The organism is Bradyrhizobium sp. SBR1B (assembly GCF_014198205.1).
In the GTDB taxonomy this organism is placed as follows: domain Bacteria; phylum Pseudomonadota; class Alphaproteobacteria; order Rhizobiales; family Xanthobacteraceae; genus Bradyrhizobium.
Genome location: NZ_JACIHC010000001.1, coordinates 583,769 through 597,969, shown reverse-complemented (window position 1 = coordinate 597,969; position 14,201 = coordinate 583,769). Strand labels below are relative to the sequence as shown.

Here is a 14,201-nt window from a genome sequence, read left to right as displayed (position 1 = left end):
ATCTGCCATTTCGCTCTCCCAAGCGCCTTGGCGGACCCCGTGAACGAGACCGTCGGGTTCTCCCAAACCGTCGGGTCTCGGCCCTTTCTCAGCGAAAGCCGTGCCAACCTGGAAAACTTCGTAATTTCAGTGGCTTGCTGATTTCGAAGGGGCGCAGGAGGGCGGCAGAAAGGTTCTGTTAGCCATGTCTGCCCGGCAGATTTTTCCTAGTGGAGGCCCAATTGAAAGATTCCGTTAACCATTATTACCGTAGCGTTTGCCATGAAGAGGAGCGCATTGCGCCGGGGCATTTGTATCGCGTCCTTGTCTTAAGGCTTCGCTCTTTCGACCCCTTTGAGAGATCCGGGCGCGGCGACCATGGCAGAGAATGAAGCGGAAGGCGGCGCAGCTGCCGAAGGCGCGGAAGCCGCTCCGCCGAAGAACAAGCTCAAGCTCATCATCATGGCCGTGGGGCTGCTCGCCGTTCTCGGCGGCGGTGCTGCGACCTGGTTCTTCTTCTTCCGGCACGGCGACGACGAGCATCATGCCGAGGCCGCGCCTCCGCCGAAGCCGCCGTCCTTCGTCGACGTCCCCGACATCATGGTCAACCTGGCCGGTGCGCCCGGCGAGCGCGTGCAATATCTGCGGCTGAAGATCGTGCTGGAGCTGAAGGAAGAAAAGCAGATCGAGGCGATCAAGCCGACGATGCCGCGCGTCACCGACATCTTCCAGACCTATGTGCGCGAGCTGCGGCCCTCCGACCTCAACGGTTCCGCCGGCATCTTCCGCCTCAAGGAGGAGCTGACCAAGCGCGTCAACGCGGCGGTCGCTCCGGTCCAGGTCAGCGCGGTGCTGTTCAAGGAAGTCGTGATCCAGTGAGGACGCTGCGGAAGGTGATGGGCTAGCGTCATGGCCGGCAACGAGCAAATGGACCAGGATGCGATTGCCGCCCAATGGGAGGCGTCGCTCGATTCCGAGGATCCCGCCGAGGCCGCGAAGGCTGCGGCCGAGAACGAGCTGTCGGAGACCATGGCCCTGCAATGGGCGGCCATGGTCGAGGACGGCAGCCGCGATCTCGGCAGCGGCAAGAATTCCGGCGAGCGCGTGCTGTCGCAGGAGGAGATCGACAATCTCCTCGGCTTCACCGTCGGCGACGTCACCCTCGACGACCATTCCGGCATCCGCGCGATCATCGATTCGGCGATGGTCTCCTACGAGCGTCTGCCGATGCTCGAAATCGTCTTCGACCGCCTGGTGCGGCTGATGACGACGTCCCTGCGCAATTTCACCTCCGATAACGTCGAGGTCTCGCTCGACCGCATCACCTCGGTGCGCTTCGGCGACTACATGAACTCGATCCCGCTGCCCGCCGTCCTCACCGTCTTCAAGGCCGAGGAGTGGGAAAACTTCGGCATGGCGACGGTCGATTCCAACCTGATCTATTCGATGATCGACGTGCTGCTCGGCGGTCGCCGCGGCACCAGCCAGCTCCGCATCGAGGGCCGGCCCTACACCACGATCGAGACCGAGCTGGTCAAGCGGCTGGTCGAGGTGGTGCTGGCCGACGCCGAGCAGGCGTTCCGGCCGCTGTCGCCGGTGACCTTCACGATCGATCGGCTCGAGACCAACCCGCGTTTCGCCGCGATCAGCCGGCCCGCCAATGCCGCGATCCTGGTGCGCCTGCGCATCGACATGGAGGACCGCGGCGGCAACATCGAGCTGCTGCTGCCTTATGCCACCATCGAGCCGATCCGGGGCGTCCTGCTCCAGATGTTCATGGGCGAAAAGTTCGGCCGCGACCCGGTCTGGGAAGGCCATTTCGCCACCGAGATCGTGCAGGCCGAGATCGCCGTCGATGCCGTGCTCTACGAGGCCGACATTCCGCTCAAGCAGCTGATGCGGCTCAAGGTCGGCGACACCCTGCCGCTGGACATGCGCGCCGACGCCAACGTCACCGTGCGCTGCGGCGACGTCACGCTGACCGAGGGGCGGATGGGCCGGGTCGGCGACCGCGTCGCCATCCGCGTGACGAAACCCTTGCGCAAGCCAAGTACGACACTTGCGATGTTCGAGAAGGTGGACGAGCAGAACAAGATGATGGAGGCCCCATGAACCACTCCCTGGGAATGGCGATCGAGACGCTGGTGGCTATCCTGCTGATGCTGACGATCGTTTATTGCGTCATGCTCAACAAGCGGCTGACGCGGCTGAAGGCGGACGAGCACTCGCTGAAGGCGGTGATCGGCGAGCTGATCACCGCGACCGAGATCGCCGAGCGCGCGATCGGCGGGCTGAAGCTGGCGGTGCGCGACGTCAACGAGAACCTCGGCAGCCAGCTCGCCGCGGCGACGCAGATGTCGGACCAGCTCTACAAGCAGCTCGGCGAGGCCGACAACGTGGTGCGGCGGCTGTCCAAGATCGCGATCGCGGCGCGCCCTCCGGAAACGGTCGCTGCGCCCGCAGCCAAGCCGTCGACGGCGAAGGCGGTGGCGGCTGCGGCCGAAGCCTTCTCCGAGCGCCGACGATCCAATGGCCTTGCCGCATGAAGTCAGGGGTATGAAGTCCTTTCGTAACATCCGCGTCATCCCGGTCGTCCTGGTTGCCGTCGCAGGCCTCGCCACGCTGAAGGTGGCGGGCCTCGTGATCAATGGCGGCTATGTGTTCGACTACAAGCCGAACCAGGCCAAGAAATCCTGGGCGCAGGAGAATCTGAACTTCCCGACCGGCCGCGAGGAGCCGGAGATCATCACCGGCTCGACCCATGGCGCGCCGAAGGAGGCGCCCAAGCCCGCCGCGCCCGAGACCAAGCCGGAAGGCACCGTGGTCAAGGTCGACGAAGCCCAGCCGCAGGTCTCGGCCTCCGAGCGCGCGATCCTCGAGCGGTTGCAGGCGCGCCGCCAGGAGATCGAGGCCCGCCAGCGCGAGATCGACATCCGCGAGAGCCTGTTGAAGTCGGCCGAGAAGCGCATCGAAGGCAAGGTCGAGGAGATGAAGGCGGTGGAAACCCGCATCTCCGCGACGCAGGCCGAGCAGAAGGCCGCCGAAGCCCAGCGCATGAAGGGCCTCGTGACCATGTATGAGGGCATGAAGCCCAAGGACGCCGCACGGGTGTTCGACCGGCTCGAGATGGGCGTGCTGATCGAGATCGCCTCGGCGATCGCGCCGCGAAAGATGTCGGACATCATGGGACTGATGTCGCCGGAGGCCGCCGAGAAACTGACGGTCGAGATGGCCCGCCGTGCCAATGGCGGCGGCGATCAGTCGGCCTCGGCCGGCGAGCTGCCCAAGATCGACGGCAAGCCGACGCAAAAGCCGAATTGAGGGCGCGAGGCGAAGCGCGCTTTCGCGACCCGGCGCGTTGTCGCGTGGTCGTTCGACTGGCGCCCCGCGAGAGGCCTTGCGGGGTCTAGCTCGCGAAGACCTGTTGCACCCTGCGAACAGGCGGGCGCAACTGCTTCTCCACCTGAGGAAGAGTATCGGCCTGCTGCTTGATCAGCGCTGCCTTCGTGACGCGAGTCACGAGCTGCAGGGTGCTATGGCAACAGGAGCACTCGTATATTTTCAGGGCATATCCTCTGGCGATCGGAACGATCGCTACGACCGCTCTTGCCCTGCTACACACAATGCAACCGGCTTCTCCGCTCATTGATTACCCCCAAAGCTAACCAATGCGATTCGCATCGCCGAGGTCACATCTGAGTCAGAGTCGCGCGCGAACTGCAACGCCCCGAAGGTTGTGAGTGGGCGCGCTCAGCAACTCCTCAATGCGGCAGATCAAGCTCCCGTGGCGGATGCAGTCGAAGCTGGCGGCATCTTCTGAGACTGCGATGAGTTGACGCGCGCGGGTGTGAAGTGGCGTACAGTGGCGTTCAAGGCCCGGTCCTACGCTTGGCTAGTCGCAATCGGCAGCGCAGGAGGAGGCCATGAACTACTCGTCCGCAGCAGAACGCGTCATCGAGGCCCTCAACCGGCTGCTCATCGCGGCGATGACATCGGCGTGGACATCCGCCCTCAGCCATCAGCATGCAGAGCCGCCAGAAGGCGACGACGGCAACGATGATGAATCTTCTCTCGACGAAGACAGCTCCTCGGCACCGGAAGGCGCCGGCAAGCAACATTGAAGCCGCAATCGGCTTGAGCCGTCACACGATCAGATCGTGCGACACATGGCCGTGAACGGTACCTGCCGAGAAAGGTGGATCAACATCGGACGGCGATGCTTCAGGCATGAATGCCGGCTCGGATCCATGGAATTCCCCAGCGTGCTCGTGATGACCGACGAAGTCTGAGAGATGATCCAACACTGCGCCGTGCAGTGAGCCTTGCGACGCGACATCCCTGAACTGGAACGAGTCGCCGAGCTGAAGCGGATTGGCAGGCTTTGATCCAGACGCTTCCAGGGAGGGGTTGTGCTGGTCCGCCCCGCTTGAGAACGAATGGTTGGCGCCGCCGGTCGATGACTTCAGGAGGCTTGGGTTCAGCAGGCTTGGGTTGAACGCCGTGTCTGCCGTTTCCCCGCTGGTATGCCCATGGGCATGAGCCGCCTGGGCGGCGCCTCTTGATGACGCGACGCCGTCATTCCCTGTATCGTGTCCGAGCGCAAGCCCGCTACCGGCGTGCTGTCCGGCAGCGTCGTGGGCAAAATTCAGCATGGCGACGTCAGGCATCTGGCCGCTTGCGGCAACCGCGCCATTTTTGAACCCGGTCGGGTTGTTGAAGACAAAGCTGGCCTCGGTGAGTGGGATCACGTGCTGCACGATCAAAGACAGTCCGCTGGCTGAGGGAGCTGCCGTGTCGCTGCGGAGCGTTTCGGTCGCGAGCGTTTGCGTTTCGTCTGAACTGGACAAGCTGGAATATTCGGCCTGTCCGATCTGGTCCCAGTTCGAATCGAGGCTGTAGGTCGCCTCGGTCGATTGGATGGTCGAACTCTCTGCAGCGAGAAGCGTGCCGTCGGCGCTGCCGGAGTCGGACAAGCCTTCGGAAGTGATCGTCATCACGGCGGTCGCGTCACCCTGCGAGGTTGCGATGAGGTCGAGCAACTCGCCGGCAACCGCCGTCGCAGGTGCCGCTGCCGGCGCCGTGATGAAGTCCGACGCGTCGATGGTGGCGATGCCCTGCAAATGGATTTCGAGCAGACTGGAATCGCCGACGTGCAGGGTCTGGTCCGTTGAATTGACGTACACGATCGTTTCATTCGCCGCACTGTCATAGAGCCAGGCGATCGTATGTGCCGGCACGGCCGTGCTGGTTGAGCTCAATGCCAATATGGCGAACCCAAGCGCGCCCATGGCGGTCAAGTCGATCTTGTCCGCTCCCGATGCAAAGTCGGTGATGGTGTCGAACTGGCTTGCGTTGGAATCGGCTACGAACAAGTAAGCGAAACGGTCGTTCCCATTGCTGCCGGTGAGCTGGTCCGCACCAAATCCGCCCGTTATGGTGTCGGCGCCGTTGTTGCCGTTGATCGTATCGTTGCCCGAGCCGCCGAAGATGGTGTCATCCCCATCATTGCCTTTGATCGTGTCATTGCCTGATCCGCTGTAGAGAACGTCGGCTTTACCAGTGCCGTTGACGGTATCGCTGCCAGCTCCCGCGTAGATGATCTGACCTGTGTCGCCGCCGCCGGCAATGGTTTCGCTCCCCGGCGTTCCATACACGTTGGGGGGATCGGAGATCACGGCAGATCCGGTGGCCAAATTATCAAAATCGTTCGGGTCTGCGTCGCTGGCGCCATGAATGGCGACGGTCACCGTCTGTGACGTACCGTCGATGGCAGTTATCGAGAAGGTGTCCGTCAAGGTGTCGCCGACATCGAGCGCCTGAACCACGGTGTTGTTGTTATCGAGGGTGTAAGTCCATACGCCGGCTGCGGTCATCGTGAAGGTGCCGTATCCGCCGTCACTCGCAGCCGGCGAAGAGACTGCGGTGAACGTGTTCGGAGCGTTGTCGACGTCCGTATCGGTGAGCGTGCCGGTCGCGATGGGAACGCCGGGTGAGAAAGTTCCCGCCTCCGTCACTGAGCCGGTCGTGGTGCCGGAAATGAGGGCGGCATCGTTGCTGCCCTGAATGGTGATCGTCACCACCTGCGGCGTACCGTCGAGGGTCGTGACAGTGAAGCTGTCGGTGAGCGTGCCGCCGACATTGAGCGCCTGCACCGCGCCGCTGGCGTTGTCGAGCGTGTAGGTCCACACGCCGGCGGCGGTTATCGTAAAGGTGCCGAAACCGCTGATGCTTGCCTTCGGCGAGGTCACTGCCGTGAATGTATTGGATGGATTGTCGACGTCAGCCGCAAGCAGCGTGCCGGTTGCGCTCGGCGTACCGGGCGTCGCGTTGGCAAGGCCTCCAGCCTCGGTCACCGAGCCGGTCGTCATGCCGGTAATGACGGCAGCATCGTTGGTGCCATGGATGGTGACCGTCACCACCTGAGCGGTTCCGTCCAGCGTGGTCACCGCAAAACTGTCGGTCAGCGTCTCGCCTGAATTGAGCGCCTGCACTGCCCCGTTGGCGTTGTCGAGCGTATAGGTCCACACGCCCGCTGCCGTCATGGTGAAGGTGCCGTAGCCCGCCTCGCTTGCCTTGGGCAAGCTGACGGGCGTAAAGGCGTTTGCGGTGGTGTCGACGTCGACGTCGGTGAGCGTGCCGGTCGCGGTGGGTGTGCCGGGGTTTGCATTGGCGGTGCCGCCGGCTTCGATAACTGCACCGGTCGTCTCACCGGAGATGATCGCCGCGTCACTGGTCCCGTGGATGGTGATCGTCACCACCTGTGGGGTGCCTCCGATCGAGGTCACCGTAAAGCTGTCGGTCAGCGTCTCGCCGGCATTGAGTGCCTGCACTGCGAGGTTGGCATTGTCCAAGGTGTAGGTCCACACGCCGGCCGCCGTCATCGTGAAGGTGCCATAGCCACCGGCGCTCGCGGTTGGCGAACTCACGGCGGTGAACGTATTGGGCGGATCGTCGACGTCGGTATCGGAAAGGGTGCCGGTCGCAATCGGCGTGCCGGGCGTTCCATTGGCGATGCCGCCAGCCTCGATGATCGAACCGGTCGTGGTGCCGGAGATGATTGCAGCGTCGTTGACACCGTTGATGGTGATCGTGAAGGTCTGGGTGACGGAGGTGAGTCCGTCGGAGACGGTGATAACGAAACCGTCGGTCGTAGGCGCCTTCAGCGCGTTGATTGCGGCATTGTCGGGCACGAACGTATAAGCGCCGCTCGTGCTGTTGACGTAGAGAATCCCGTAGGAACTTGTCTTCGACAGATCGTACGTCACTCCATCCAGAACCGTACTGCCGGCGCTGGCCCCGACGACGCCGAAGGTCAGATTGCCACCGCCGCTGGTGCTACTGGCACTGAAGGTTCCCGTCGTCGCCGTGAATGTGTCAAACACGACCGTATCGAGCTCGATTGGCCCAGCCCCGGTGCTGAGAGTCGGCGGTACAGGGTCCACCAGCGCGAAAGTGATGAGTGGCGACGTGGTCGGCAAGATCTGCAGCGTGGGCGCATCCGGCTGAATGAAATTGATCGGCTGCAGTGGCTGGGGTTTGACGAAGAAAGGCGTGCTCGAGCCACGGGGCCCTTGTTCTCCTAGATTGGCGAGCACATCCTGTTGGGCGGCGCGCAACTCCTCCATGCGAGCCGCCGTATTCGCGACCTGATTGACGCTGATGGTGGATCCCACCTTCTTGATGACGATCGTCTCGCCGGGATCTTCGACGATGATGTGTCGCGGGACCCGCTCCTTGGTCACGAGCTCAAATGCGCCGTGCGCAAGGTCCTTGTAGGTAATGGAGTCGTCATCCAGGAATGTGACATCCGGATCCGCGGCCTCGGCATTCTGCGCGGCCGAGAAAGTCAATGCTGCAAGTGTCAGGATCCCGAAACCGCCCGCGTGGCCCCGGGCGCGAATGCCTGCAATGGGCGTATTCAGCCGGAGCGCTCCGGTTTCCGCCAGCCGGCCGGGTACGAAACCGAAGCTCCCTTGGGTCACGTCGAACAAGGCTGCAGATGGCATGCCTTCGACGTCGAAGACGAACTCGCTCAGCACAACATGAGTGCCGGAGGCGATGTTGAAAAAAGTACCGTCGATGAAGCCAATTGTGATCTGCCCGTCGGCGTCGGTTTCCAGCACGTCGCCCCGACAGATAGGCGCACCAGCTACCGCCTGTGTGGCGACGCCGCTCGCTCGCGTAAGCGCACAGCAACCGACCACAGTATGAATATGGCCGATGAGCTCGACGGGCAGGGCCATGGTGGCCCCGTTATCAGCGTGGATGCCGGATGCAACTAACATGGCTCGACCTCGCCTGGGTGATCGATTCAGGCTCGGCGTGCTGCCATAATCCTGCTCGGGCCCTCGCCAAGGGACAAAATTTCCTGGGCGCTGGCAGCCCGAAGGCTTGCCCGCCGAAATAATCAAGTCTGATCGAGAGAGACGCATTGCGCGGGGGACGGCGACGCGTACCGCCATTCCCGCCGTGCCCCCTCCCGCCAATGTGATTAAATTGACAAACGGAACGCATTTAATTTGTGGCGCTTGCGTAGCGCCGGAGATAAATTAGGCTGGTTAATAGAATTAAACAACAATTATATTTGCTGTGGCTGCGCTACGCGGTTCAAGAAATGGGCCACCGATAGCGACAAGATCTTCTCAGAAAGGGGGGATCATGTGCAGACCTACGATAGCTGCTTTGGCGATTGGTCTTGTTTTGGCGCTTGCCAATTTCTCGCCGAGCGCGGCTCAAGCGCAGAGCGATTCCGCCAAGCCCGCCGTCGCGGCCTCATCGCCGAAACCGATTGGGAAGGTGGTGGTGGTCTCAGGCTCGGTCACGATCGAACACGCGGGCGCAGTGATTGTTCAGGCGAATGTGTCGAGTGACCCTGGCCGCACCAACACGGGTGATCCCGTATATCTTGGTGACGTGGTGTACACCGGTGCCGACGGCCGCGTCGGCATCAACTTTACCGACGGCAGCTCGTTCAATCTATCGAGCAACGCCCGTATGGTGCTGGATCATTATGTGTATGAGCCGGCCGGCAAGTCCAATGCGACTCTGTTCAATCTCGCCAAGGGAACATTCACTTTTGTTGCGGGCGGGGTCGCAAAGACCGGCGACATGAAGGTCGATACTCCCGTCGCCACGCTGGGGATTCGAGGCACGACGCCGCATGTCGAGATTTCGGACGATGGGTCAGTCAAAATTTCGACCCTGATCGAAGAGGGCAAGAGCAAGCTCTTGAAGAAGCCGTCGACATCCGCGGCGCCGGAGCCCGATCGAAGCCTCAATCGGAGACTCAACATCTGTCGGGGGTGCTGAGAAACTTGCTTGGCCCGAAGCCGCCGCGACGCCGCAGTGCCGGCCGGCACTGAGATCAGGATTGGCGCTTCGTTCGCCGTCGGTGTCGGACACTTGGTGTGGAAATGACCGCAAGAGCCAGTTTCATCAAGGCCGTGATGCTCATTCTTGTCCTTGGGCTGTCCAGTTCGTCGGGCTGGGCACAGAAGAAGGGCAGCTCCCTCAAGAATGTTGAACTGTGCAACGGCTCGGACCGCGTATCACCCGAAGCTCGGATCGATGGCTGCACGGCGTTTATCGATGCGGGCGAGGGAGCCGTGAACGGCTTCGTTATCGCCTACAACAACAGGGGAAATGCCTATAGCGCCAAAGCCGACTACGAACGCGCGATTAAGGATTTCGTCGAAGCGACCAGGCTTGATCCGACTTATGCGAAAGCCTTCAACAACCTCGGCGTGGCCTATCTGAGAACGGGGGCGCGCGATCTGGCGATCGGCGCCTTTGAGGAGGCGCTCAAGCTCAACCCGAACTATGGCGCGGCTTTTGCCAACCGTGCGGCGGCCTACCTGCAGGGGAACGCGTACGACCGCGCAGCGCGGGACTATGACGAGGCAATTCGCCTTGATCCGAAGCTGGAGGCGGCGCGAAGCGGACGCTGTTGGACCCGAGCCGTCCTTGGCGCTCTGCAGGCTGCGCTGGAGGATTGCGATATTGCGCTTCGATCGGGAGCAAACAGCGCGGCAACATACGACTCGCGCGCTCTCATTAATCTGAAAATGGGGCAATTCTCCGCGGCGATGGACGACTACAACTCAGCGCTGCAGTTGGCGCCCAAGCTTGCGAGCGCGCTCTACGGCCGAGGGATTGCCAGATTCAAGCTCGGCGACGCAGTTGGTGGCCAAAGCGATATCTCGGCGGCCAGAAAAATCGACGCTGGGATCGACGAAGCCTTTGTCCGCTATGGGGTGCCCGTGAAGGGACTGGCCGACCGCGACAGCACCGTCTTGCAGGTGTTAACGAAGCCTTAACTATCGGCGTCTCAAATTCAGACCCGGCGGATCCGCCCACGCTCGATGCGGCACGGCGTGCTGCCTCCAAAGCAAATCAAGATATAGCATTAACAAGTCCTTAATTGGCGGGACCTACAGTCGACGGCATGGCCGGCCTTGATGCCGGCATGGACCGCCGAACCGGAAGAAATGCCGCCAATGGCGCGAAAGGCTGCCGCTGGATTTGTGTCGCGAACCCGCGCCTTGGCGCCGGGGCTGTCGCGTCATGTCCGAACGGCGGGCGCGCTGGCGGCCTGCCTGCTGATCGGTCTCGGTGCGCCTGCCCGGGCGGCCGATCCGATCAGGGGCGAGGCGAGCTTTTCGGCCGGCGGCGGCTTTGCCCGTCTCGTCATCAAGCTCGGCGAGGACGTCCCCTCCGAGGTGACGACCGCAGGCTCCATCCTCATCATCCGCTTCGACCGCGCGGTTGACGTTCCCGTCGACCGCGTTCCCGAAGGCGCGCCCGATTACGTCAACTCCGCGCGCCGCGATCCTGATGGCGGCGCCATCCGCCTGTCGCTGGCGCGGCGCGTCACCGTCAACACCATGAATGCCGGCGAGCGCACCTTCGTCGACCTGTTGCCGGAGGGCTGGAAGGGACCGCCGCCGAGCCTGCCGATGGACGTGGTCAAGGAGCTCGCCGAGCGCGCCCGCGTCGCCGAGCGCGCGCTGCGCGCCCAGCGCGCCGCGGCCGAGACCAAGAAGCGTCCGCAGATCCGCGTGCGGGCCTCGGTGCAGCCGACCTTCGTGCGCTTCGTGTTCGAGATGCCCGACGGCGTCGGCGTCTCCTCCGTGCTCAACGAGCAGAAGCTCACGCTCGCCTTCAACGCCAACCTCAATTTCGATCTGGCGGACGCGGTCGTCGCGGCGCCGCCGAACGTCGCCTCGATCAAGCAGAAGGCCGACATCGATCAGACCAATGTCGAGATCGCGCTGATCGGCGATTCCGACGTGCATTCGTTCCGCGACGAGAAGAACTACGTCGTCGACGTCTCTTTCCAGCCCGACAAGGGCAAGACCGCCGCGACGCCCGAGGCGGCGATCGCGCAGATGAAGCCTGCCGGTCACGGACCGGCGCCCGCGCCCGACAAGCCCGCGGCCGAGAAGCCGAAGGAGGCCCATCGCGAGATCGCGCCGCCGACCTCCGAGACGATCGCGCGCGACGCCAAAATCGACGTCAAGCCCGAGGTGAGGCCGGAAGCGCCCGCCGCGATGCCGCCCGCTGAAGCGCCGAAACCGGCGCCGGCTGCCGCCACTGAGGCTGTGCACGCTCCGGAAGCGCCCAAGGAAATGGCGAAGGAAGCTGCGAAGCCCGCGCCGCCGGTTTCCGAGGCTGCGGCCGCGCCGGCCAAGCCGGTGCCTGCCGAAGCGCCGAAAGAGGCCGTGAAGGAAGCCGCCAAGGCTGCGCCCGCCGAGGCGCCGGCCGCGCCGCAGCCCACCGTCGCCAGCGTCGATGCGCGCCGCGACAGCGACGGCTTGCGCGTGACGTTCCCGATTCAGGTCGCAACACCTGCGGCCGCGTTCCGCCGCGGCGACACGGTGTGGCTGGTGTTCGATACGCCGAAGCCGATCGACGTCGAGGCGATCCGTGCCAGGGGCGGGGCGATGATCGGCGAGGTCGGCCGCATCCCGCTCGACAAGGGGCAGGCGGTGCGTATCCGTCTCACCCGCCCGCTGGTCTACTCGCTGGCGAGCGAGGAGGTCGGCAAGGAGACCAACTGGCTCCTGACGCTCGCCGACAAGATCCAGTCGACGCCGCTTCCGCTGATGATGTCGCGCAACATCACCGACCCCGCGCTCGCCAACATTGCAATCCCCTTCGCCAATCCGGGCCTGCTGCACAGATTCACCGACCCCGACGCCGGCGACGCGCTCTATGTCGTCACCGCGCAGCGGCCGGTGCGCGGCTTCATCAAGCGGCAGGACCTCGTCGATCTCTCGCTGCTGGAATCCGCGCACGGCATCGCGATCCGGCCGAACTCCGACGAGGTCGGCGTCGAGGTCGGCGCCGACAAGGTGATCCTCGGCAAGAAGGGCGGGCTGACGCTGTCGCCGGTCGACATCTCCGCCGAGCGGGCGCCGACCGCAGTGCGCCCGATCTTCAGCCCCGAAGGCTGGCGCAAGGGTCAGTCGGACAACTTCATGACGCGTCAGAGCGACCTGATCACGGCGATCTCCAACGTCGAACCGGCACTGCGCTCGCTGCCGCGGCTCGATCTCGCGCAGTTCTACATGTCGCGCGCGATGTATCACGAAGCCAAGGCCGTGACCGAATTGATGCTGAGCGATCCGCTCAACAAGGAGGAGAGCGGCGCGCTGATCATGCATGCGATCGCCAGCGTCCTGATCGGCCGGCCGGCGCAGGGCCTGAAGGACCTCGCCAATCCCGTGATCGGCAACAGCCACGATTCCCAGCTCTGGAAGGCGCTCGCCTATGCGCGCCAGGGCAAATGGGCCGATGCGCGCGAAAAATTCAAGAACGTCGAATTCGCCATCGCCTCGCTGCCGCTCGACATCCAGCGCATCGTGACGATGGACGCGATGCGCGCCTCGCTCGAGGTGAAGGACTATGCCGGCGCCTCCAAGCGCCGCAGCGAGCTCGAGGTGGTCGGCGTCTCGCCCGAGGCCGCGCCCGGCTTCGCCGTGCTGCGCGGCCGGCTCGCCGAGGCGCTCGGCCACGACAAGGACGCGCTCGACGACTACAAGTTCGCGGCCGCCTCGGCCGATCGGCCGGCTGCGGCCGAGGCCAAGCAGCTCGAGGTCGCGCTGCGGCAGAAGCGCGACGAGATCAGCAAGGAAGACGCGCTGCGCGAGCTCGAGACCCTGTCCATGACCTGGCGCGGCGACGCGATCGAGGTCAAGACGCTGCAGATGCTGTCGCAGATGTTTGCCGAGAACGGGCGCTACCGCGACGCGCTCACCGCCGCGCGCACCGCGACCAGGCTGCAGCCGAACGCCGAAGCCTCGCGCCAGGCGCAGGATCTCGCCTCGGACCTGTTCACCAAGATCTTCCTGGGACCGAAGGGCGACGAGCTGCCGCCGGTCGAGGCGCTCGGGATGTTCTACGAATTTCGCGAGCTGACGCCGATTGGCCGGCGCGGCGACGAGCTGATCCGCCGTCTCGCCGACCGTCTCGCCTCGATTGACTTGCTCGACCAGGCCGCCGAGCTGCTGCAATATCAGGTCGATCACCGCCTCGAAGGTGCTGCGCGCGCCCAAGTCGCCGCGCGCCTGTCCATGATCTATCTCGCCAACCGCAAGCCCGACATGGCGATCACCGCGCTGCGCGCGAGCCGCATCAGCGATCTCTCCGGCGAGCTCAGGCAGCAGCGCCTGCTGCTGGAAGCGCGCGCGCAGAGCGACGTCGGCCGCCACGATCTCGCGCTCGACATCGTCTCCAACGTTTCCGGGCGCGAGGTGCTGCGCCTGCGTTCCGACATCTTCTGGGCGGGGCGGCGCTGGCGCGAGTCCGCCGAGCAGATCGAGCTCTATTACGGCGAGCGCTTCCGCGACTTCAAGCCGCTCAACGCGGTGGAGAAGAGCGACATCATCCGCGCCGCCGTCGGCTATGCGCTCGCCGACGACTCGATCGGCCTGTCGCGCTTCCGCGAGAAATACGCGCCGCTGATGAGCGAGAGCGCCGACCGTCTCGCCTTCGACATCGCCAGCAAGCCGGCCGCGGCCTCCAGCGCCGAATTCGCCGAGATCGCCAAGTTGGCTGCCAGCGTTGACACGCTCGACGGCTTCCTGCGCGAGATGAAGCAGCGCTTCCCCGACGCCACCGCCCGCGCCCCTGGCTCACCGCAGGCCAAGGAACAAGCCGACCACACCGGCTCGCTGCCGACGATCCCCGTCGTGCGGCAGATCAAGATGACGCGGTAGGAC

General features: G+C 64.0%; 9 protein-coding genes. 8 read left to right on the top strand and 1 reads right to left on the bottom strand.

Translation table 11 applies throughout. From position 1 onward, the window contains the following. Window positions 1–357: 357 nt before the first annotated feature. From fliL to GGD61_RS03065, 5 genes are all read left to right on the top strand, one after another. Window positions 358–858, top strand: coding sequence for a flagellar basal body-associated protein FliL (fliL, locus tag GGD61_RS03085; RefSeq protein WP_018321851.1), 501 nt, complete (start codon window positions 358–360; stop codon window positions 856–858). 30 nt (window positions 859–888) lie between these two features. Next, window positions 889–2,091, top strand: a complete 1,203-nt coding sequence (gene fliM / locus GGD61_RS03080) for a flagellar motor switch protein FliM (RefSeq protein ID WP_018321852.1) — start codon at window positions 889–891, stop codon at window positions 2,089–2,091. Beyond that, entirely contained in the window at window positions 2,088–2,525 is a 438-nt protein-coding gene (locus tag GGD61_RS03075) for a DUF6468 domain-containing protein (protein ID WP_092262721.1), read from the top strand. The genes fliM and GGD61_RS03075 overlap by 4 nt, the downstream gene beginning before the upstream one ends. 10 nt (window positions 2,526–2,535) lie before the next feature. Then, a complete protein-coding gene (locus GGD61_RS03070; protein ID WP_183230112.1) occupies window positions 2,536–3,300 on the top strand; it encodes a MotE family protein in 765 nt (254 codons plus the stop codon). 602 nt (window positions 3,301–3,902) lie between these two features. Then, window positions 3,903–4,100, top strand: coding sequence for a hypothetical protein (locus GGD61_RS03065; protein WP_018321856.1), 198 nt, complete (start codon window positions 3,903–3,905; stop codon window positions 4,098–4,100). A 21-nt stretch (window positions 4,101–4,121) separates the two neighbouring features. Here GGD61_RS03065 and GGD61_RS03060 read toward each other — a convergent pair whose 3' ends face one another. Beyond that, window positions 4,122–8,264 (bottom strand): VCBS domain-containing protein, encoded by a 4,143-nt coding sequence (locus GGD61_RS03060; RefSeq protein ID WP_246785852.1) that lies wholly within the window; start codon window positions 8,262–8,264, stop codon window positions 4,122–4,124. A gap of 397 nt (window positions 8,265–8,661) precedes the next feature. Between GGD61_RS03060 and GGD61_RS03055 the strand changes: the two genes are divergently transcribed. From GGD61_RS03055 to GGD61_RS03045, 3 genes are all read left to right on the top strand, one after another. Further along, window positions 8,662–9,288 carry a FecR family protein gene (locus GGD61_RS03055; protein ID WP_312009933.1) on the top strand — a complete coding sequence of 209 codons (627 nt, stop codon included), beginning with the start codon at window positions 8,662–8,664 and terminating at the stop codon, window positions 9,286–9,288. A 104-nt stretch (window positions 9,289–9,392) separates the two neighbouring features. After that, the gene (locus GGD61_RS03050; protein ID WP_210310959.1) at window positions 9,393–10,295 is read left to right on the top strand and encodes a tetratricopeptide repeat protein; all 903 of its coding nucleotides are present in this window, start codon (window positions 9,393–9,395) and stop codon (window positions 10,293–10,295) included. A gap of 180 nt (window positions 10,296–10,475) precedes the next feature. Beyond that, entirely contained in the window at window positions 10,476–14,198 is a 3,723-nt protein-coding gene (locus GGD61_RS03045; protein WP_183230110.1) for a tetratricopeptide repeat protein, read from the top strand. The last annotated feature ends 3 nt before the right edge of the window (window positions 14,199–14,201 follow it).

Coding starts and splice junctions, on each gene's coding strand:
- GGD61_RS03045 (WP_183230110.1), top strand. CDS start 10,476: ATGGCGCGAAAGGCTGCCGCTGGATTTGTGTCGCGAACCCGCGCCTTG.
- GGD61_RS03050 (WP_210310959.1), top strand. CDS start 9,393: ATGACCGCAAGAGCCAGTTTCATCAAGGCCGTGATGCTCATTCTTGTC.
- fliL (WP_018321851.1), top strand. CDS start 358: ATGGCAGAGAATGAAGCGGAAGGCGGCGCAGCTGCCGAAGGCGCGGAA.
- GGD61_RS03070 (WP_183230112.1), top strand. CDS start 2,536: ATGAAGTCCTTTCGTAACATCCGCGTCATCCCGGTCGTCCTGGTTGCC.
- GGD61_RS03060 (WP_246785852.1), bottom strand. CDS start 8,264: ATGTTAGTTGCATCCGGCATCCACGCTGATAACGGGGCCACCATGGCC.
- GGD61_RS03065 (WP_018321856.1), top strand. CDS start 3,903: ATGAACTACTCGTCCGCAGCAGAACGCGTCATCGAGGCCCTCAACCGG.
- GGD61_RS03075 (WP_092262721.1), top strand. CDS start 2,088: ATGAACCACTCCCTGGGAATGGCGATCGAGACGCTGGTGGCTATCCTG.
- fliM (WP_018321852.1), top strand. CDS start 889: ATGGCCGGCAACGAGCAAATGGACCAGGATGCGATTGCCGCCCAATGG.